Genomic DNA, 21,848 nt, shown 5'->3' with positions numbered 1-21,848 from the left:
CTTTATATCAAATTGATTTAACCCATTCTTCAACAATTTGTAGAGCATTGTCGAGTTTTGCTGGATCTTTCCCACCTGCTTGGGCCATATCAGGACGACCACCGCCGCCACCGCCACAAACACTAGCAGCTTCTTTCACCAATTTACCAGCATGGAATCCTTTTTCGATTAAGTCTTTCGTGACACCTGCTATTAAATTGACCTTGCCATTGTCAGCACTCCCCAGCAAGATTACAGCTGAGCCTAGCTTTTGCTTCAAATCATCTGCCATATTTCTTAGGCTATTCATATCTGCCGCTTGGACTCTTGCAGCAATCACAGGGACTCCATTAATTTCCTTAACCTTCGATGCAAGACTACCTGCTTCAATATTACCCAATTTCGCTGCCAACGATTCATTTTCACGTTGTAAGTGTTTCGCTTCAGCTAAAATCGTATCGATTCGGGATGGTACGTCCTTTGGTGATGTCTTCAACTTAGAAGCTGCACTCTTGAGGATCGCAAGTTGGTCATTTAAAGCTTTATAAGCTGCTTCTCCTGTAACTGCCTCAATCCTCCTAGTTCCAGCGCCAATCCCGCTTTCTGAAGCGATTTTAAACAAACCAATTACAGAAGTATTTGGTACATGGCATCCACCACAAAGTTCTAAACTATAGTCTCCTACTTGAACAACTCGGACAATTTCTCCGTATTTTTCTCCAAAGAGAGCCATAGCACCCATCGCTTTTGCCTCAGCAATTGGTTTGAACTCTGTATTGACAGCAATGCTTTGCCAGATTTTCTCATTAACAATCGCTTCAATCTTTTCTAGTTCTTCTTCCGTAATCTGACCAAAGTGAGAGAAGTCAAAGCGTAGACGATCTGGCTCTACTAGTGATCCAGCCTGATTGACATGTGTTCCAAGAACATCCTTTAATGCTTGATGCAAAAGATGCGTCGCTGTATGATTTTTAATGATTTGAGAGCGGTTGCTACCATCGACCTTAGCCGTAACACTAGCGTCTTGTTTTAGTGTACCAGTCTCAACCACAGCATGATGGAGATTCTGCCCATTCGGCGCTTTTTGAACATCTTTCACAGCGACCTTCAAACCGTCAGCTTCAATTGTCCCTTTATCTGCAATTTGTCCACCACTTTCAGCATAGAAAGGTGTTTCGTCAAGAATAAAATAAAATTCTTCCCCAGCTGTTACCTGTTCAGTTAACTGACCGTCTTTGATGATTGAAACAACCTTTGATTGCGTTTCAAGCGAATCATAGCCGACAAATTTACTTGCTGTAGTAATATCGCCAAGAATCCCACCTTGAACCTGCATAGAACCAACATCTTGACGAGCAGAACGGGCACGCTCACGCTGAAGCTCCATTTCTTGCTCAAATCCTTGATGATCGACCTTCATTCCTTCATCTGCTGCATACTCTTCTGTGAGTTCTACTGGGAATCCATAAGTGTCGTATAAGCGGAAGATGTCTGCACCTTGGACGGTATCACTGCCTTTTGCCTTTTCGTTCTTAATTAACTCCGACAAAATTGCCAGTCCTTCGTGAAGCGTTTCATGGAAACGGTCTTCTTCATTCTTAATGACTTTTGCAATAAACGCCTCTTTTTCTTTTACTTGTGGGTAAAAATCCTGCATGATCTCTCCAACAACTGGAACAAGCTCAAACATAAATGGGCGATTGATATTTAATTTCTTTGCATAACGTACTGCACGTCGTAGTAATCGACGAAGGACATATCCACGCCCCTCGTTGGAAGGTAAGGCACCATCTCCGACAGCAAAAGCAACTGTACGGATATGGTCAGCAATCACTTTAAATGCTGTATCTTTATCATTTGTTACGCGATATTTTTCACCGGAGATTTCCTCTGTAGCCTTTATGATTGGCATAAAGAGATCTGTATCAAAGTTTGTTGGAACCTCTTGAATAACTGAAGCCATTCGTTCAAGACCCATACCGGTATCAATGTTCTTCTTTGGTAGCGGCGTATATGTACCGTCAGGATTATGGTTAAATTCCGAGAACACCAAATTCCAAACCTCTAAATAACGATCGTTTTCTCCACCAGGATAAAGCTCAGCATCCTCTGGATCGTTCCCATATTCCGGTCCACGATCATAAAAGATCTCTGTATTCGGTCCACTTGGGCCTTCCCCGATATCCCAGAAGTTCCCTTCAAGACGAATAATTCGTTCTGCTGGAACTCCGATTTTTTTACTCCAGATTTCATAAGCTTCTTCATCTTCTGGGTGGATGGTGACGGAAAGCTTTTCTTTTTCAAAGCCAATCCATTTTTCATCTGTTAAGAATTCCCATGCCCACTCAATTGCTTCTACCTTGAAATAATCACCAATGGAGAAGTTTCCAAGCATTTCAAAAAACGTGTGATGGCGTGCAGTCTTTCCGACGTTCTCAATATCATTTGTACGAATCGACTTTTGCGCATTTGTGATGCGTGGATTTTCTGGAATAACACGACCATCGAAATATTTCTTTAAGGTTGCTACCCCACTATTAATCCATAATAATGTTGGGTCATCATGGGGAACAAGAGGTGCACTTGGCTCCACAGCATGACCTTTTTCTTTAAAAAAATCTAAAAACAATTTCCGAACTTCTGAGCCAGTAAGCTGTTTCATACTATATCCTCCTTCATGTATTTTAAAAATATAGTTTTAGGTTTGAAGGCAAACAAAAAAGCCCCCATCCCTGGACAGGGACGAGAGCTAACTCGCGGTACCACCCTGATTATGAACGTAAAAAAACACATTCATCTCTCAAATTGCCTTAACGCGGCAAAACGGCAGTGTTTAGCTGCACTCCAGATTAGCCTTCTGTTGCTCTTCACTGAGGATTCTTTTCAGCCTTGGGAATCCCTCTCTTGACAGCGGGCTGCAACATACTCGATCTTTCCACATTTTCTACATTTTCAACTTATAGCCAAAATTATATAAAAGCAATCTTCCTTTTGTCAAATCCCTTTCACCGTAAAGGCTGTCTTTTCATCCGAATGATATGCTCTTTAGCATGGAGAATTGCTGTTTTTAACACGACTAGCACTGGTACGGCAAGAATCAATCCTAACACACCACCAACTTCTCCACCAGCAATTAGAGCAAACATAATGACCAACGGATGCATGTGGAGGCTTTTCCCTACAATAATGGGTGAGAGAATATTTCCTTCAAGAAATTGCAAGGAAAACACAATAATCAAACAAATCATAACCATTTTCATTGAGATTGTAGCAGCAATAATAACGGCCGGTACTGCCCCAATAATTGGGCCAAAATAAGGGATAACATTCGTAAGCCCGACAATGATTCCTAGCAAAAGCGAATAAGGCATACCCGCAAAGAAAAATAACAAAGTTGATAGTACTCCAATGATACAACAAACTAATAATTGACCACGAATATAGCTCCCTAAAGATTTATCTACATCACGAAGAAATAGTTTCCCTTGGTCACGCCAACGGGATGGAGTCATGTACCATGCTGCTCGTTTCATTAAGTTATAGTCTTTTAACATATAAAATGCGATGAAAGGAATAATGGCAAGGGTGACAATTGAATTAAGAAACCCCTTTAGTATGTCCAGAATAACCGACAAAATCCCCTCTAAATAGGCTTCAACGGCAAGTATGCTATTGTCGATTCGCTCTTTTACCGCAGGTGGCCAGCGAGATGTTTCATCTTGAATTCCATCTACCCACTCCTGATAATAGGCTGCAAAAATAGGAGCATTTTCACCAAGGTCATGTAATTGGTTAACAAAGGTGGGGATGCCACGGTAAATCGCAAATCCTATGCCTCCAAAAAACAATGTATAAATAATAAACACCGCCATCCCTCTATGTACCCCTCGGCTTTGGAGGTTATCAATTACGGGATGGAGAAGATAAGTGATAAAAGCGCCTACCGCAAAAGGAATCAGCAATGTCATGAATATATTCAGGAATGGAGCCCATACCATCTGTAATTTAAAAAAGATATAAACAACAAAGAACAATAACAAAAGGAAGCCTAGACGGTAAAACCACTTCATTGGTATATCCATATTTCGATCACCACCCTACATCTATTTTTTAGATGTAGAGGAGAGATTATGCATCGTCCTTAATGCTTTAAAAAATCCCCTGTAATTAAACAGGGGATCAAGCATTAAAAGATTGCTTTTGTAATCTTCTTTTGAAGTCGTTTCATTTGACGCCGATCCATCATGTCGTTTTTCTGCATATAATTGTATGCAGCCATTCCGGCACCTACTACTAATGCTGAGGTTAACATTTTATTCATCGTCGCTTCACCTCTTACGTTTATTTCGCGTGGCCGTTAGTGTCAAATACCAAACATGCGCTCTTCCTCGTCAAATAGATCGTCGAGGGAGCTCAAGGATCCGTCTTCTTCCACCTGGTGGGTATGAATAATGCCTTTAGACAGGGTTAATTCAATAAAGCAACTCCAGCAGTAGTATTGGTTGATTCCAATCTTTCCGATATCTTTACTTTGGCAGTTGGGGCACGTCAACATCAATGCTCACCTCGTTAACTAAATTCTCTACGTTAACAATGATGGCATCTTTTCCTATTGCAGGGGGGTCTACGGCTTTGATCACACGCTTTCCATCTGTAATATCCGAAAAAAAGCCATCCGTTAATTCGTACCCTACAATCGTGCCCACTTCTTCCAGAAAATATACGTCCTGCAGGAGCCCTAGTTCTTTCCCGTCTTGAGTAAGCATCATCCTTCCACTAAGGCGCCCGTGATGTTCAAAGGTAAACTCGGGGGGAGTTTGAAGTTGTTCGAGAACATCCCCATTCTCAATGGTAACCCCGTCCCCTCCATAGGAATGGACATCCTCAACTCTGAGTAGAAAAGTCTTTTTAAATAAGCTGCCTTGTTTTACTAACAACCCTTTTACGTTGCCATCCCCAGTTACACTTAAATCAGAGACTTCCCCTATTTTTGTCCCACTTTTCAGATCTATGACAGGAAGACCCTTTAATAATGAAAATGTCCGCAAAGCGAGCCCACCTTTCCGAACATTTCTAGTTTCCACTGTTCTCCATGAAATCATAAGGGGTAAGGTTTTCCATCCCTATCATCGGGTCAGCTGACATCAGCACTGCAACAAGATCTTTATGTTTCTCCTCATCTTCTTCGTGCTCTTTTAATGATCGTTCTGTCTTTTCTGCTTCTTCGTTAAGTAGTTGATTTTTATCATCACCTAAAACCGGCAGAGTTTCCGAAAGCTTTAGAGCAAGTGTGGTATTCCGCTTCGTATCATCCGCTCGATCAATTCCAAGTCTGAAAGCATCCTCTTCCCCGCAAAGAATTAAAAACTGTTGGCTTCTAGTAATCGCCGTATAGAGGAGGTTTCTTCTAAGCATTCGGTAATAGCTTTTTACAACTGGTAAGATAACAATTGGAAATTCACTACCTTGTGATTTATGGACTGAACAACAATACGCATGGGTAATCTGTGAGAGGTCCTGTTTTGCATATGTAACTTCGTTTCCCTCATACGAGACAATGATTTGATCCTGTTTTTCCGTATTTTCCTTTGCGTAGAAAATCGCGACAATTTCACCCATATCGCCGTTAAAAACGTTCGCTTCGGGTTGATTTACTAGCTGGAGCACTTTATCGCCGACTCGGTATTTTACATCTCCATACGCAATCTCTTTTCGACTGCCATCAGGGTTCGGGTTAAAAATTTCTTGCATAAGCAGATTTAAGCGGTCAATCCCAGCTGGTCCTCGATACATCGGCGCCAATACTTGAATATCTTTTGCTGAATAACCCTTTTTCTTAGCATTTACCACGACTTTTTCAACAACCTGAGAAATTTGACCAGGACCACAACGAAGAAAAGAGCGATCCGACTGTGGGGACGCTAAATCTTGAGGCAATGCTCCCTTTTTTATCTGATGTGCTAACTCAATGATTGACGACCCTTCGGCTTGGCGGTAAATATCTGTTAGTCGCACTGTCGGAATTCTTTTAGAATCAAGGAAATCCTTCAGGACTTGTCCAGGACCAACTGAAGGCAACTGGTCTTCATCTCCCACAAGAATAACCTGGATATTGTTTGGCAATGCCTTAAACAATTGATGAGCTAACCAAATATCAACCATTGAAGTTTCATCGACAATGAGGATTTTCCCTTCAAGTTGGCGGTCCTCGTCATGATCAAAGCCATCTGATCCATTCCAGCGTAGCAAGCGGTGAATCGTGACAGCAGGAAGACCTGTGGATTCTGCCATTCGTTTCGCTGCTCTTCCTGTCGGGGCACAAAGTAAAAATGGAAAAGGCTCGTCTTGTTTATAATCATTGATCTCGAGGGAACAACCGTGAAGCTCAGAATAAAGCTCTACAATCCCTTTAATAACCGTCGTTTTTCCTGTGCCTGGACCTCCGGTTAAAATCATCATCGGAGACATTAATGCTGTTTGAATCGCTTCCTTTTGAGTTGGTCCATATTGGACTCCAGTCCGCTCCTCTAACTCTCCGAGCGCAAGAAGAAATTCCGACTCAGGAAACTGGTTCTCATACTGGCTTTGATCTAGAATACGCTCTATATTGGTTACTAAGCCTTTTTCTGAAAAGAAGAGAGAAGGCAGATACACGCGTTTCTCTTCTACCATCACCTTTCCTTCTTCCCCAAGCTTAATAAGCCCATTCGAAATTTCACTAAAGTCAATTTCCTGTGGCTCGTTCTGCTCAAGGATGACTTTTACTTGTTGAAGTAAATCCTCTGCTTCCATATAAACATGTCCAGCTTGCACACTAGATGACTCTAAAATATACAGACAAGCTGCTTTTATTCGGTCAGGATGACTACCTGTAATCCCTAATTGGCGACCCAGCTCATCAGCGCGACCAAATCCAATTCCCTCAATGTCCTCAACAAGTTTGAATGGATTTCCTTGGATCACTTCAATCGCTTGTTCCCGATAGGCTTGATAAATTTTCATTGATAGCTGTGGACCAAATCCATATTGATTCAAGCCAACCATTACTTGTTCTAAGCCTTGGTGCTCCATCAGATTATCATAAAGTAGTTTTGCTTTTTCGGAGCTAAGCTTAGGCACAGAATCAAGCACTGAGGGGTTTTCCATGATCCTTGAAATCGCTTTTTCCCCTAATGCTTCAACAATGCTTTCCGCTATCTTTTTCCCAATTCCTTTAAATAGATCACTCGATAAATAGGTAATGATGCCTTGCTTTGATTGTGGTAGATCTTTTCGGAAATGCGTTACTTGAAACTGAAGACCAAATTTAGGATGATCAGTAAATGCACCGAAGAATACATAGGTTTCATGTTCGTGGATTTTAGGGAAATAACCTGTAATGACGGCCTCTTTATCATCATAATCATCATTCGTATCATCAACCCGAATCCGCATTACTGTATATAGGTTTTGTTCATTATGAAAAATGGTAACGATTGGTCGACCTTTTATGTATTTTCCTTGTTCTGAAAACAAATCAAGTGAATCTTGTTTATTGTCCATCAGCTATCCCCCTAACCTTCCTCTTCCGAGAATTGCTATGCTTCTTCTATCAATTTCTTCCCATGGCCTGCTAGTAAATGATCCGGTTGCACTTCTAGTGCCTTCTCAAACATCTCTAAGGCTTTCTTTGCCTCTTCCTTAAAACCATAAGCAACGCCTAGGTTATAATATGCATCCGCATGAGATGGATCAAGGGAGACACATTTCTCTAATTGAGTAATGGCTTCATCAATGTATTCAGACTGTGCCAGGCATAAACCATAATGGAAAAAGGCCTCAGCATCCTCTTCTAATAACTCTGTACTTCTCTGAAGAAATGGGAGTGCAAGTCGCCCTTGCTCAAGTTGAACAAGCGTCATCCCTAGCATGAAATAATTATCCCCAGACTGTAGCCCCTTTTTCATCGCTAGTTCAAAGTTTTGCTTTGCTTCTTCAAATTTTTCCATTTCGTAATATAAATTTCCCTTGCTGTAATAGGCTGCTACTGCTTCTGAATCAAGCTCAATTGCCCGGTCGTAGAACTTTAGCGCTTTTTCTGTTTCGCCAACAGCAGTTAACACATTTCCAAAATTGATGTGCGCAACAGCGTTATTAGGTTCTTCTTCGATTGCTTCCATAAACGATCGTGCCGCTTCCTCCCACTTTCCCTGTTGCATATATTCAATACCTGTCTGGTTTTTATCCATCCTTACACGCTCCATTTCTGATAATGCCTTTTTTCAAACTGGGTTGCTATTGGGCACTTAAGCCCTATTCCACTACAAAATAGCTTGCAAATTTGAGGAAAAAGCTTACACATTTACTATAACGTACGAAAACGCTTATCTTAGATAGTAACAACATGATTTACGAAATCAGCTTCTGCGAAAAGTATATCATAACCATCTCTATTTAATTAGAAAATCCCCGGCTACCCAAGAGCCGGGGACTAAGACATCAGCCGACATAAGTCAGTTTGCTGCCATCTTTAAACACTTCGTCAATCGTACCTCCACCTAGACACTCATCACCATTATAAAACACAACTGCTTGTCCTGGTGTGACCGCTCTAATCGGTTCTTTGAACACAACAGAAACATTTCCGTCTTCAAGAATACGAACAGTAACTGCATTGTCCGCCTGACGATAGCGGAATTTAGCAGTGCATTCAAATTCCTGCGGCATTGGCTTGTCCGATACCCAACTTACCTGTACCGCGGTAATTGAAGTAGAGAATAAGTTATCATTTTCAAAACTTTGCCCTACATAAAGAATATTCTCTTTCAAATTTTTCCCTACAACAAACCATGGTTCTCCTGAACCTCCGATGCCAAGTCCATGTCTTTGACCAATGGTATAGTACATCAATCCATCATGTTTTCCCTTTACTTCGCCGTTAAGGGTTTCCATGCGCCCAGGCTGTGCTGGTAAATAATTACTCAAGAATTCTTTAAAATCACGTTCTCCAATAAAACAAATTCCTGTGCTATCCTTTTTCGTAGCAGTTGCTAAATTTGCTTCTTTGGCAATTTCGCGCACCTTTGATTTCTCAAGATTCCCAATTGGGAACATCACGCGACTCAATTGGTCCTGTGTTAATTGGTTCAAGAAATAAGTTTGGTCCTTATTTTCATCAAGACCCCGAAGCATTTTGTATTCCCCGTCTCGGAATGCTACTTGAGCATAATGGCCTGTTGCCAAATAGTCTGCTCCTAGGTTTAGAGCGTGTTCAAGGAATGCTTTAAATTTAATTTCTTTATTACACATAACATCAGGGTTTGGTGTACGCCCTGCTTTATATTCGTCAAGGAAATAGGTAAATACCTTATCCCAATACTGCTTTTCAAAATTTACTGCATAATATGGAATTCCAATTTGGTTGCAGACGCGAATAACATCATTGTAATCTTCTGTTGCGGTACAAACGCCATTTGCATCGGTGTCGTCCCAGTTTTTCATAAAAATACCGATGACATCGTACCCTTGCTGTTTTAATAGCAAAGCCGCTACAGACGAGTCCACGCCTCCGGACATGCCGACAACTACTCTTGTATCTTTAGGTGACTTTTCCATGATTATGACTCACCTCACTTATTGTATTTCTCTTTTACCAGGTACCCCTCAGCGATTAAGTCTTTTTACCACTTTCGCTGTTTCTTCTGCAGCCTTTGCAACTTCCTCTTTCGTATTATTTAAACCGAAACTGAAACGAATCGAGTTCGTTAATCGATCAGAGTTCTTGCCAAACATCGCCACAAGAACATGGGATGGCTCAATGGAACCAGCTGTACAAGCCGATCCACTTGAGACTGCGACCCCGGCAAGGTCAAGATTGACAAGCATGGCTTCAACATTTGTTCCCGGAAAGCTTAAGTTTAAGACATGAGGCAAGCTTTTATCAAGTAAACCGTTCAGGTCGAAAGAAATTTGGTTCTTTTTAAGACTCTCAATAAAGATACTTTTAAATTCTTGATAAAGCTTTTGCTTTTCTTCTATTTCCTCTAGGGCTATTTTAGCAGCCTCACGGAAACCTGCGATTGCGGGAACATTTTCAGTTCCTGCTCGGCGTTTTCGTTCCTGCTCACCACCAAAGGCTCTTGGGGAAAGAGAGATTCCCTCGCGCACATAAAGAAAACCAACACCCTTTGGTCCGTTAATTTTATGTGCTGAAACGGAAAGCATATCCACTTTTAAATCCTCTACATCAAGCTTTTCAACCCCATAAGCTTGAACAGCATCTGTATGAAAAACTGCTTGATGTCCATTGAGAATATCACCAATTTCCCTGATAGGCTGAATGGAACCAACTTCATTGTTCCCGTACATGATCGTTACAAGAATTGTATCTTCCCTTAATGCTGCTTGAAAAGCATCAATGGAAATACACCCTTTCTCATCCACAGGCAAATACGTCACTTCGAAACCTCGTTTTTCTAGTTCCTGACAGCTATGGAGAATGGCATGATGTTCAATCTGTGATGTGATAACATGCCTTCCCAGATGACTATTTTTTTCAGCGTAGCCAAGGACTGCCAAGTTATCTGCCTCAGTGCCACCACTGGTTAAAATAATATTATTTTCCTTTGCATTGATGCTCCTAGCAAGTTCTTCTCTAGTCTCATCTAAAATTTGTCTCGTTTCACGTCCAAAGGAGTGAATGCTAGACGGATTACCAAATTGACCTTCCATAACTTCCATCATTCTCCGAATAACCTGCGGATGAATTGGCGAGGTCGCAGCATGATCTAAATAAATTTTTTCCAAAAAGACACCTTCTTTAAATAACTAGTTGTTTATTTAGCTCTTTTCTCAAATTTTGTTACTTTTAACGTACAAAACCCTTATGCTAGCACATGCTGAGCTACAAAAGTTCATTAATGCGAAAAGAGCGTGCAAACTAATTTAAAACCTAATAACTAGCTGAAGTTACGCTAAAATCGGCTTTAGGATTTTAGCAACAACTTTTACGAAAACAGCCTTTATTATATATAAAACATATAGGCATCGGAGATCCCATTGTCCTCTTCTTCTGTATGATTAGCTAAATCCTCGATGGTTGTATGGTCAAGCACTCTTTTAATTGCATCTCGAATTCGAATCCAAAGTTCCCTTTGAGCAGGCGCTTCGTTTTCAATCCCTTCAACAAGGACAATCGGCCCTTCAAGAACACGAATGATGTCACCCGCCGTAATTTTGGACGGCTCATCCGTCAATACATACCCGCCGTAGGCACCCCTAATACTCCTAACCAGGCCAGCATTTCGTAATGGTGCCACAAGCTGCTCCAAATAGTGCTCAGACAAATCATGTGTCTGGGCGATTGATTTTAGCGATACTGGACCTTCACCGTGGTTTTTCGCTAGTTCAATCATAATTGTCATCCCGTAGCGTCCTTTTGTAGATATTTTCATAAAAAAGCACCCCTATTCGTTTTTTCTTCTCCCATATGTTTTCTTGCTTGTTTATCCTTTAATTTAGCTAGCCACCAGTTGGTCATCGTTCTGCAATGTGGCAGAGCCATGCCGGAAATTGGACCGATGCTTACACCAAAAGCAATCGTTCCCCAAAAAACAGGTCCCCCGAGTCCCCAACCGATAACAAGAGCTACAACTTCAATGACACTGCGAACCGAGCGGATACTCCAGCCAAACCGCTCTGATACGGCAATCATAAGACTATCACGTGGCCCTGCTCCAAACTGAGCCGAGATGTAAATGCCCATTCCATAACCTGAGAACAATAATCCAAAGGCAAACATAACGATTTTGCCAATGATATGGTCAGGAGTCACAATAAAACCAAGTAATAAATATAAATCAATAAACATCCCGACTAGTAGCATATTTGTAAAAGCACCAATTTGTGGAATCTCTTTTGCGATAATCGCTGAAACTGTTAAAATTACCACTCCTGCAATGATCGTCCATGATCCAATTGTCAGACCAAGATTATAATATAAACCAACGTGAAGTACATCCCACGGGGCAACACCAAAGTCACTTTTAAGCAGTAGTACAATCCCGAGTGCCATCAACAGTAATCCAACTAAATAAATGGCTATCCTTGGGACTACTTGCCCTCTTTTCTTTAACAATTGTGTCACCAGCATTTCTAAGTATTTTGATAGGCATTAGCCATTATATCATATCTTTTAAGCCATATACATTTGCCTACTTTAGAAGGTGTGATACAGTAAAATCATATTTGATTACTGATGGAGTGAGGTTCATGAGCATTAAGCCACTTGCATTCAGAATGAGGCCGCGGACAATTGATGAGGTCATCGGTCAAAGACATCTCGTTGGCGAAGGAAAAATGATTTATCGTATGGTCAAAGCACGGCAACTAAGCTCAATGATTTTATATGGTCCGCCTGGAATTGGAAAAACGTCGATTGCCTCAGCCATTGCAGGGAGCACACAATATGCGTTTCGAACATTGAATGCCGTTACAAATAATAAAAAAGATATGGAAATCGTCGCTGCTGAAGCAAAGATGTCCGGGAAAGTAATCCTTCTCCTTGACGAAGTCCATCGTCTTGACAAGGCGAAGCAGGATTTCCTTTTGCCCTACTTAGAAAATGGAATGATCACCTTAATAGGTGCGACCACGAGTAATCCGTACCATGCCATTAACCCCGCGATTCGGAGCCGGTGTCAGATTTTCGAACTAAAGCCGCTAGAACCTGAGGATATCAAGGTCGCTTTAATGAGAGCACTTACCGATAAAGAAAGAGGCTTAGGAGAATACTTAGTCGAATTGAACGACGACGCAATGGATCATTTCGCTACCGCTTCAAACGGGGATGTTCGCAGTTCATTAAACGCACTTGAGCTTGCGGTTTTGTCTACTGAAGCAAATAAAGCAGGTAAAATTAAGATTAACTTAGATACAGCAGAAGAATGTATGCAGAAAAAGAGCCTTGCTCACGACAAAGATGGAGACGCGCATTATGATGTTCTCTCAGGATTTCAAAAATCCATTCGTGGGAGTGATGTTAACGCAGCCCTTCATTATTTAGGGCGGTTGATTGAAGCAGGCGATTTAATTAGCATCAGTAGGAGAATGCTTGTCATCGCCTATGAGGATATTGGTCTAGCTAACCCCCAAGCTGGGGCTCGGACGCTCGCTGCGATTGAAACAGCCGAGCGCGTCGGCTTTCCAGAAGCTAGAATTCCGTTAGCCAATGCTGTTATCGAACTCTGTTTATCACCTAAATCCAATTCAGCCATTATGGCTATTGACGATGCCTTAGCTGACATTCGTGCCGGCAAAAGCGGGGAAGTTCCCGACCATTTACGTGACGCTCATTATAAAAGTGCAAAAGAGCTCGGCCGTGGTATTGGGTACAAATATCCGCATGATTATGAAGGTGGTTGGGTGAAACAGCAGTACCTTCCTGATAAATTAAAAGGAAAAGTGTATTTCAAACCGAAAAAGACTGGGAAATTTGAACAAGCCTTAGCTATGGTGTATGAAAAGATTATGGGGATGAGGAAATAGGTGCCGGTGGAACTTTTCACCTTCTATTACGTAATATATGATCAGAAATGGTCTTCATGAATTCTTCATGAGACCATTTTTCGTTGAATCCATCTTCTAATGTGCTGCATAAACTCTTCATAAGACCATTTTTTCTGTGATCTATCCTAAACAGTGCTCTATGAACTCTTCATAAGACCGGTTTTCAGTGAATCTACTCACAAACGTGCTCCATGAACTTTTCATAAGACCGTATTTCATTGAATCCTCTCACAAACGTGCTCTATGAACTCTTCATAAGACCGTTTTTCGTTGAATCCTCTCACAAACGTGCTCTATGAACTCTTCATAAGACCGGTTTTCGTTGAATCCTTTCACAAACGTGCTCTATGAACTCTTCATAAGACCGGTTTTCGTTGAATCCTCTCACAAACGTGCTCTATGAATTCTTCATAAGACCCCTTTTCGTTGAATCCTTTCACAAACGTGTTCTATGAACTCTTCATAAGACCCCTTTTCGTTATACCCACTCACAAACACACTCCATAATGTCCAAAAGAGAAAAAAGAGACCCAAAATTGGATCTCCTTTTCCTAATCATTCACACGATGAATTTTTATATCCTTCAATAGTTGACGGACCACGTAGCTAGCCATAATTAAGCCGCATGCTGATGGTACAAAGGCATTGGAGGAAGGTGGCATCTTTGCCTTGCGAATTGGGGCGTCTGGTTTCCCAACCACTTTATTGACCTCTTCAAGAGATACAATCGGGCTTTCATCGGAAAACACAACGGTTACTCCTTTGTGAATGCCTTCTTTACGTAAACGAGTTCGAATCACTTTTGCCAGTGGATCGGTATGCGTTTTCGAAATATCCGCAATTTGAAAGCGGGTTGGATCCATTTTATTGGCTGCACCCATGCTTGATATAATTGGAATCCCACGTTTTAGGCATTCCTTCGCTAGATGAATTTTATAAGAAATCGTATCTGACGCATCAACTACAAAATCTAAGCCATAGCTAAAGAATTGCTCGTACGTTTCCTCTGTATAGAACATTTTTAACGCAATCACTTCACAATCAGGATTGATGTCGCGAATCCGTTCTTCCATCAGTTCCACCTTTGGACGACCAACCGTAGACAACAGCGCAATAAGCTGACGATTTACATTGGTAATATCAACATCGTCTTTATCCACGAGGATAAGTCTCCCCACTCCGGAACGGGCCAGGGCTTCAGCCGCAAACGAGCCGACTCCGCCAATCCCGAGGACGGCAACCGTACTATTTTTCATAATATCGAGGCCTTCAGTGCCTATAGCCAATTCATTTCTTGAAAATTGATGAAGCATATATTCTCACTCCAAACTAGGATCAGTTCCACATATTTTCGTCTATTATTCTTATTCCCGCTAAACAATATATCATACTTTATTTCAAAAACAAGTAATTATATAGGATTAATATTGAAAAAAAGCAGCTTAAACATAAAAAAACTCCATGTAGTGATACATGGAGTTTGATGTCGTATGAGGGTAAGAGTCCCAATTATGCCGTCGCTTTTGGTGCCTTCGTTTTGATCCCGCTCTGAGCAGGTAGGTGCCCTGTCCCAAACTTTGCAAGTCCTCTATTCCAAGAGGCATTTACTTTGTTTAGAGAACCCCGGACTCCCGAAGGTAGAAATGTTCGGTCAAAACTTTAGGTTATACAACGAACACATCAGGAACTCTTATCTTTAATAAAAATATATCACATGGACATGCGAAGTTCAAGCTACTGCAATTCCATTTTATTCCACTTCTTTGTTAACTTTTAGTGACAAACTAAGCTCATCTAGTTGTTGCTCACTGACTTCTCCAGGAGCATTGGTTAATAAGCAACTTGCACTTGCTGTTTTTGGAAAGGCAATCGTATCACGAAGATTGGTTCTACCGGCAAGTAACATCACCATTCGGTCAAGACCAAGGGCAATTCCACCATGTGGCGGTGTTCCATACTCGAAAGCTTCCATCAAAAATCCGAATTGCTCATTGGCTTGTTCTTTCGTAAAGCCTAGCACCTCAAACATTTTCTCTTGGATTTCGCGTTCAAATATACGTAATGAACCTCCACCTAATTCATAACCGTTCAATACTAAGTCATATGCTTGTGCTCGTACACTGCCTGGATCAGTTTCAAGCAAGCTTAAGTCTTCCCGAACTGGCATTGTAAATGGATGATGGGCTGCATAGTAACGCCCTTCTTCCTCATCATACTCTAAAAGTGGCCAGTCAGTAATCCAAAGGAAGTTGAATGTTGATTCGTCAATTAACTCTAGGTCTTTGCCTAATTTTAAGCGCAAGGCACCAAGAGCATCGGCAACGACTTTCTTTTTATCCGCTACGAAAAGGATTAAATCTCCCGTTTCCGCCTCTAACAAGGATTTGATTGTTCCCTGAACCTCTTCAGTTAAAAACTTCGAAATTGGACCCTTCAAGCCTTCTTCCTCAACTTTTAACCAAGCTAAGCCTTTTGCTCCATAGATTGCAACAAATTCTGTTAGGCCATCAATATCTTTACGAGAATATTGAGAAGCTGCTCCCTTAACATTGATTGCTTTTACTTGACCTCCATTTTCAACAGCGGCAGTAAACACTTTAAATCCTGCATCTTTCACTGCTTCCGAAAGATCGACAAGTTCAAGACCAAAGCGTGTATCAGGCTTATCAGAACCAAAACGGCTCATGGCATCATCATAAGACATACGCTTAAATGGAGCTTCCACTTCAAGGCCTTTTACTTCTTTCATGACCTTTTGCATCATTTTTTCAGCCAGTGACAGAATGTCTTCTTGACTCATAAAGCTTGTTTCAATATCAATTTGTGTAAACTCTGGCTGACGATCCGCGCGAAGGTCCTCATCACGGAAACAGCGGGCGATTTGGTAATAACGTTCAACGCCGCCAACCATTAATAACTGTTTAAAAATTTGTGGCGATTGTGGTAATGCATAAAATTCTCCTGGATGTACACGACTTGGCACAAGATAATCTCTTGCTCCTTCAGGAGTGCTCTTTGTTAAAATTGGTGTTTCAACATCTAAGAAGCCTTCACTGTCAAGATAGTCACGAATTGCTTTCGTTGTTTGATGGCGCATTTTAAGCGTTTCGAACATAACTGGACGGCGCATATCAAGATAGCGGTACTTCAAACGAAGGTCCTCTGAAACATCTGTTTTGTCGGTAATCGTAAATGGAGGTGTTTTCGCTTCGTTAATAATCGTAATATCCTCAGCTGTTACTTCCACTTTACCAGTCTTTAGATTATCGTTAACCGTTCCTTCCGCTCTTTCTACGACTTTTCCTGTAATACTTAGAACATACTCGGAACGAACTTTTTCTGCTATCGCTAGCGCTTCTTTGGATACATCCGGATTAAATACAATTTGTACAATCCCTGTACGGTCTCTTAGATCGATAAAAATCAATCCACCCAAATCACGACGTTTCTGAACCCATCCTTTTAATGTAACGGACTTACCAATGGCTTGTTCCGTTACCTCCCCGCAAAAATACGATCTACCAAACATGATGTTTCCCCCTTTATTTACATAGTTCTTTAAATTTTTCTAAAAAGGCGTCTAGCGGCAATTCTGTTTGTCCACCATCTTCCATTGACTTCAAGGAAATCTTATTCTCTGCAAGCTCATCATCACCTAAAACAGCTACGTATTTTGCTTTAAAACGGTCAGCAGCTTTAAACTGTGCTTTTATTTTCCGGTCGAGATAATCTCTTTCTGCCGAAAATCCAGCACTTCTTAGCTGGTGGAGAAGACCGACAGTATAATCCTTAGCCTTTTCACCAAGTGATACCACATAGCAATCAATTTTATTGGCAATAGGAAGTTCTACCCCTTCTGCATCCAATGCCGCAAGCAAACGCTCAATACTAAAGGCAAATCCAATCCCAGGTGTTTCTGGTCCGCCAATTTCTTCGACTAGGCCATTATAGCGTCCACCACCACAAAGGGTCGTTATCGCTCCAAAGCCTTCTGCATCACTCATAATTTCGAATGCCGTATGATTGTAGTAATCTAGGCCACGAACAAGGTTCGGGTCCAATTCGTACTCAATGCCAACATTCGTTAAGTATTGCTTCACCTTGGAAAAGTACTCACTTGAACTCTCATTTAAGAAATTAATAATCGACGGTGCCGATTTCATCAACTCATGATCACGGTCTGCCTTACAGTCAAGAATGCGCATTGGATTTTTTTCAAGACGGTTCCGACAGTCACCGCAAAACTCCCCAATCCGTGGTTGAAAATGTTCGATGAGCGCATCACGGTGAGCTTTGCGACTTTCTTTATCACCAAGGCTATTCACCACAAGCTTCAATTTCGTTAATCCAAGCTTTTGATAGATTGACATCGCAAGTGAAATGACTTCTGCATCAATCGCTGGGTCATTGCTTCCAAGCGCTTCGACTCCAAATTGAACAAATTGACGGTAACGACCGGCCTGTGGGCGCTCATAGCGAAACATTGGTCCCATATAATACAGTTTCACTGGCTGACTTGGTAAGCCAAACATTTTGTGCTCAACATACGATCTTACGGTTGAAGCCGTGCCTTCTGGTCTTAATGTCAGTTCTCTTCCTCCACGGTCCTCGAAGGAGTACATTTCTTTTTGAACAATATCGGTCGTATCGCCTACTCCACGTAGGAATAATTCTGTATGTTCAAAAATGGGCGTTCGGATTTCTTTGTATTGATAGTTCTCACAAATCTCTCTTGCTATATTCTCGATATACTGCCATTTTTCCGTTTCCCCTGGCAAAATATCTTGTGTCCCGCGCGGTATTTGAATCTGTTTTGACATGCCGGACAACCTCCTTCATCTTCAGTTCGCTTTTTTATGTAAATAAAAAAAGCCCCCGTCTCCTTGTTATAAAACAAGGGACGAGAGCTTTTGCTTCCCGTGGTGCCACCCTAATTGAAGACAATCTTCTGCCTTCCACTTTTACAGTTAACGCCTGCAACGTCCCTTCCTACTAATGGGTAGCCCATTTTCAAAAAGGAGCCTTCGAGGTGTTCATTCATCAAGTCATCATGCGGAAAAGCTTTCAGCCTTGGACTTTCCCTCTCTTTTCATGTGGATCTTCATTACTATTCCCCATCAACGGCAATCTTTCAATATGACATTATATTTGTTTATAATACGGAGGAAAAACCCCCTTGTCAAGAACGTTCTAGCTGTTTTTTCAGTTTTTTTACATCCCGAAGCGAAAGTCCAAATTCAGAAGCAAGTTCAATCATGTTAGAGCTTTGCTCTTTCTGGATAAAATCATGAAGGTCCACACTTAAAACTTGGTTTTCTCCAAGATGTGCCATATTCGCGTTCGCACTATGTCGCATATAATCACCTTCCATACTGTTATGTATCTATTGTTCCCATGAAGACAAAAATATTTCATTCCTCTCAACCTTTTTAAAAAAGATTACAATGTGTGAAACTTCGTGATTTTGGTAAAATAATCCGTTAGAATAAAAACAAAGAAATAATTGCAGGGAGAGTGAGAATGTTTGCTGAATAAAAAAATGGCCGCCGTTCTTTTATGCCTGTTGCTTATTGTCACAGGTAGCATCCAGAAGGCCGGACCAGCTGAGGCCAATAATGGGTTTGTAACCATTACAGCATCGAACTTAAATGTCAGAGGAGGTCCTGGGCTGAGCTATTCAGTAGTTAGCAAGGTCAATAAAGGGGAAAAGTATCCAATTTTAACCCAAGAAGGAGATTGGATAAAAATTGGTTTATCTGCGGGTCGAGAAGGCTGGGTGGCTGAATGGTTTACTTCAAAGGTGACAACTAGCAACGATGTTAATCCAAGTGCCACAACTGGGATCGTGACCGCTGATAGCTTAAGGGTTCGAACAGGACCTGGGACAAGCTATTCTTTGGCTGGTTCGTTAACAAATGGGGAGACCGTTACAATCGTTGAATCAACTGGGAATTCGATAAAAATTAAGAGTACTTCAGTGGAAGGCTGGGTTTCAAAAGAATACATAAGCACTGGAGCAAGCTCGTCCACTACCCAAGCAAGAACACAACAAACCGAAGCAGTTGTCTCGTCCGGGGTAAATGTTCGAACTAGCCCTTCCTTGTCAGGGGAAAAGATTGGCAGCCTTATTAAAGGTTCAAGAGTTGCCGTCTATTCACAATCGAATGGCTGGGCACAGATTCAATTTAATGGGACAAACTCTTGGGTCAGCAGTGAGTATTTGGAATTTGCGAATCAAACTGCTGCTAACATATCAAACTCGTCGCTTCCTCAAGCAACCGTGTCGGCTTCGACTCTATCCATCAGAGATAGCGCAAGCCTTGATGGGAGTGTAATCGGACAAGTACTCAAGGGGCAGAGATTTGCCATTCTTGAAGAATCCAATAATTGGGTAAAAATTGAGTACGAGACTGGGAAAACAGGCTGGGCAGCTGGGTGGTTTTTTGAGAAAAGCCAAAATAAAGCACCTGTTTCTAAACGCCCACTAAATGGGCAAACCATTACTGTTTTAAGTAACGGCACCAATATTCGCAGTGACGCAGGAGCACACGCTTCTGTCATCCAAAGAGCGGACAACGGTGATCGTTTTGAAGTCATCGACCTTACCGATGACTGGTATCAGATTCGTCTTAAAGGTGGGAAAACCGGCTATGTTGCAGGGTGGCTTGTTTCTTTAACCGGATCCGGCCAGCAAATCGAAAAACCTGATGGTGGGGTCCACACAAAGAACAAAAAAATAGTGATTGATCCTGGCCACGGAGGAAATGATAGTGGCACCATCGGAGCAAGGGGAACACTAGAAAAAGATTTAACTCTAACTACAGCTAAGTTACTTTACAATAAGCTAAAATCATCTGGGGCAGATGTTTATATGACGAGGACTTCTGATACATACGTTTCATTAGCATCAAGAGTTGCGACCTCTCATAACCAGAATGCCGATGCCTTTATTTCAATTCATTATGATAGCATTGAAGATAAAAGTGTCCGGGGAATGACGACCTATTATTACAATAATCCAAACCTAGCGAAAGAGTTACATTCTAGTGTTATTAATAAAACAAAGCTAAACAACAGAGAAGTTCGCTATGGAAACTATCATGTACTTAGAGAAAACAGACAAAATAGTGCGCTTCTGGAACTTGGTTATTTAAGCAACCCAACAGAAGAAATACTAGTTACCTCACAGCAATATCAACAATCGGTCGCAGATGGGCTGTTTGAAGGAGTCGCGAGGTATTTGAAGGTATTTTAGATTAGGACATCACTCTGTAATTAAGGAACCCTACTGACACACGCTAGGAAGAATTATTTTCTTCCTAGCATTTTACTTTTTTAAGCTAATCACCTGATAGCATGCTTCGAATTTTTTTCTCTTCCTGTATCAATGACTTGATATTTAGAGGTTCTTACGGACAGAAACGGATGAATACCGCTTAGTTCTGTCCGAACTCATGCCAACTTCGGACTGGAACTCTTGGTATTCCCTTCCTGCTGTCCGAACACCTACCAACTTCGGACTGAATCTCTTGATTTTCCCTTCCTCCTGTCCGAACACCTACCAACTTCGGACTGAATCTCTTGATTTTCCCTTCCTGCTGTCCGAACACCTACCAACTTCGGACTGAATCTCTTGATTTTCCCTTCCTCCTGTCCGAACACCTACCAACTTCGGACTGAATCTCTTGATTTTCCCTTCCTCCTGTCCGAACACCTACCAACTTCGGACAGGAACTTTTAACATTAACTTGTTTCTGTCCGTATAGCCAACTCCCTATTAAGAAATCACAGAATAAAAAAAGCATACCCTCACTTTGTAAGTGAAGTATGCTTTTTCGCTTTTTTAATTTAGAATTCTAATACCCCAAAGAAGCTTACCTTCATTGACTATCAATAATCAATGTTACCGGTCCGTCATTTGTGAGCTGGACGTCCATCATCGCTCCAAATACGCCAGTCTCGACCTTTACCCCTTTTTCGCGAAGCTTGGAGTTGAACAGTTCATAAATTTCATTAGCATGATCCGGTCGGGCTGCCTCCATAAAGTTTGGACGCCTTCCTTTGCGGCAATCTCCATAAAGGGTAAATTGGGAAACAGACAAAATTTCACCAGCTACATCAAGCAAGGATAAATTCATCTTTCCATTCTCATCTTCAAAAACACGTAGATTAGCGACCTTTTCAGCAAGAAAAGCGGCATCCTTTTCTTGATCATCATGAGTGACACCAACAAGGACAACAAAACCTTTGGTGATGGAACCTGTCACTTTTCCTTCGACCGTTACCTTTGCTTCCTTACTACGCTGAACAACAACGCGCATACC

Annotated in this window: 18 protein-coding genes, 1 other RNA gene and 2 other annotated features; of the genes, 2 read left to right on the top strand and 17 right to left on the bottom strand. The window is 41.5% G+C overall.

Annotation, left to right across the window (positions count from 1 at the left end):
• Window positions 1-7 precede the first annotated feature (7 nt).
• The 11 genes from alaS to H0185_RS05550 all read right to left on the bottom strand — a co-directional run bounded on the left by alaS (window position 8) and on the right by H0185_RS05550 (window position 12,094).
• Window positions 8-2,641: an alanine--tRNA ligase gene (gene alaS, locus H0185_RS05600; RefSeq protein ID WP_221872039.1), complete on the bottom strand. Its 2,634-nt coding sequence runs from the start codon at window positions 2,639-2,641 to the stop codon at window positions 8-10.
• 73 nt (window positions 2,642-2,714) lie between these two features.
• Window positions 2,715-2,926: a binding site (T-box leader), on the bottom strand.
• Between the two features lie 58 nt (window positions 2,927-2,984).
• Window positions 2,985-4,061, bottom strand: coding sequence for an AI-2E family transporter (locus H0185_RS05595; protein ID WP_221872037.1), 1,077 nt, complete (start codon window positions 4,059-4,061; stop codon window positions 2,985-2,987).
• 104 nt (window positions 4,062-4,165) lie between these two features.
• On the bottom strand, window positions 4,166-4,300 hold the full coding sequence (locus H0185_RS05590; RefSeq protein WP_221872035.1) for a YrzQ family protein: 135 nt from the start codon (window positions 4,298-4,300) through the stop codon (window positions 4,166-4,168).
• A gap of 42 nt (window positions 4,301-4,342) precedes the next feature.
• On the bottom strand, window positions 4,343-4,534 hold the full coding sequence (locus H0185_RS05585; protein WP_221872033.1) for a hypothetical protein: 192 nt from the start codon (window positions 4,532-4,534) through the stop codon (window positions 4,343-4,345).
• Entirely contained in the window at window positions 4,506-5,027 is a 522-nt protein-coding gene (locus H0185_RS05580) for a PRC-barrel domain-containing protein (protein ID WP_221872031.1), read from the bottom strand. Before H0185_RS05580 ends, H0185_RS05585 begins: the two co-directional genes overlap by 29 nt.
• A gap of 25 nt (window positions 5,028-5,052) precedes the next feature.
• Window positions 5,053-7,521 (bottom strand): SF1B family DNA helicase RecD2, encoded by a 2,469-nt coding sequence (gene recD2 / locus H0185_RS05575; RefSeq protein ID WP_221872029.1) that lies wholly within the window; start codon window positions 7,519-7,521, stop codon window positions 5,053-5,055.
• 35 nt (window positions 7,522-7,556) lie between these two features.
• On the bottom strand, window positions 7,557-8,207 hold the full coding sequence (locus H0185_RS05570) for a tetratricopeptide repeat protein (RefSeq protein ID WP_221872027.1): 651 nt from the start codon (window positions 8,205-8,207) through the stop codon (window positions 7,557-7,559).
• A gap of 250 nt (window positions 8,208-8,457) precedes the next feature.
• Entirely contained in the window at window positions 8,458-9,573 is a 1,116-nt protein-coding gene (mnmA, locus tag H0185_RS05565) for a tRNA 2-thiouridine(34) synthase MnmA (protein WP_221872025.1), read from the bottom strand.
• 48 nt (window positions 9,574-9,621) lie between these two features.
• Window positions 9,622-10,764, bottom strand: a complete 1,143-nt coding sequence (locus H0185_RS05560; RefSeq protein WP_221872023.1) for a cysteine desulfurase family protein — start codon at window positions 10,762-10,764, stop codon at window positions 9,622-9,624.
• A 218-nt stretch (window positions 10,765-10,982) separates the two neighbouring features.
• A complete protein-coding gene (gene cymR / locus H0185_RS05555; RefSeq protein ID WP_221872021.1) occupies window positions 10,983-11,411 on the bottom strand; it encodes a cysteine metabolism transcriptional regulator CymR in 429 nt (142 codons plus the stop codon).
• Window positions 11,408-12,094 (bottom strand): YczE/YyaS/YitT family protein, encoded by a 687-nt coding sequence (locus H0185_RS05550; protein WP_246629038.1) that lies wholly within the window; start codon window positions 12,092-12,094, stop codon window positions 11,408-11,410. The genes cymR and H0185_RS05550 overlap by 4 nt, the downstream gene beginning before the upstream one ends.
• A gap of 134 nt (window positions 12,095-12,228) precedes the next feature.
• Between H0185_RS05550 and H0185_RS05545 the strand changes: the two genes are divergently transcribed.
• Entirely contained in the window at window positions 12,229-13,503 is a 1,275-nt protein-coding gene (locus H0185_RS05545; protein WP_221872017.1) for a replication-associated recombination protein A, read from the top strand.
• Window positions 13,504-14,075: 572 nt separating this feature from the next.
• Here H0185_RS05545 and H0185_RS05540 read toward each other — a convergent pair.
• The 5 genes from H0185_RS05540 to H0185_RS05520 form a co-directional block, all read right to left on the bottom strand.
• On the bottom strand, window positions 14,076-14,837 hold the full coding sequence (locus H0185_RS05540; RefSeq protein ID WP_221872015.1) for a tRNA threonylcarbamoyladenosine dehydratase: 762 nt from the start codon (window positions 14,835-14,837) through the stop codon (window positions 14,076-14,078).
• Between the two features lie 185 nt (window positions 14,838-15,022).
• Window positions 15,023-15,214, bottom strand: a non-coding RNA gene (gene ssrS / locus H0185_RS05535) — 6S RNA.
• Between the two features lie 60 nt (window positions 15,215-15,274).
• Window positions 15,275-17,053, bottom strand: a complete 1,779-nt coding sequence (aspS, locus tag H0185_RS05530; protein WP_221872012.1) for an aspartate--tRNA ligase — start codon at window positions 17,051-17,053, stop codon at window positions 15,275-15,277.
• Window positions 17,054-17,066: 13 nt separating this feature from the next.
• On the bottom strand, window positions 17,067-18,344 hold the full coding sequence (gene hisS, locus H0185_RS05525; protein WP_221872010.1) for a histidine--tRNA ligase: 1,278 nt from the start codon (window positions 18,342-18,344) through the stop codon (window positions 17,067-17,069).
• A gap of 73 nt (window positions 18,345-18,417) precedes the next feature.
• Window positions 18,418-18,654 (bottom strand) — a binding site (T-box leader).
• A 49-nt stretch (window positions 18,655-18,703) separates the two neighbouring features.
• Entirely contained in the window at window positions 18,704-18,880 is a 177-nt protein-coding gene (locus H0185_RS05520; RefSeq protein ID WP_221872008.1) for a hypothetical protein, read from the bottom strand.
• A 168-nt stretch (window positions 18,881-19,048) separates the two neighbouring features.
• On the opposite strand from H0185_RS05520, the gene H0185_RS05515 reads away from it, so the two are divergent.
• A complete protein-coding gene (locus tag H0185_RS05515; RefSeq protein ID WP_221872006.1) occupies window positions 19,049-20,779 on the top strand; it encodes an N-acetylmuramoyl-L-alanine amidase family protein in 1,731 nt (576 codons plus the stop codon).
• Window positions 20,780-21,404: 625 nt separating this feature from the next.
• Here H0185_RS05515 and dtd read toward each other — a convergent pair.
• Window positions 21,405-21,845, bottom strand: coding sequence for a D-aminoacyl-tRNA deacylase (dtd, locus tag H0185_RS05510; RefSeq protein ID WP_221872004.1), 441 nt, complete (start codon window positions 21,843-21,845; stop codon window positions 21,405-21,407).
• Window positions 21,846-21,848 lie beyond the last annotated feature (3 nt).

The organism is Mesobacillus maritimus, from assembly GCF_019749255.1.
Classification (GTDB): Bacteria; Bacillota; Bacilli; order Bacillales; family Cytobacillaceae; genus Mesobacillus_B; species Mesobacillus_B maritimus_A.
The sequence above is the reverse complement of the archived record's forward strand: the minus strand, read 5'-3'. Positions and strand labels throughout refer to the sequence as shown.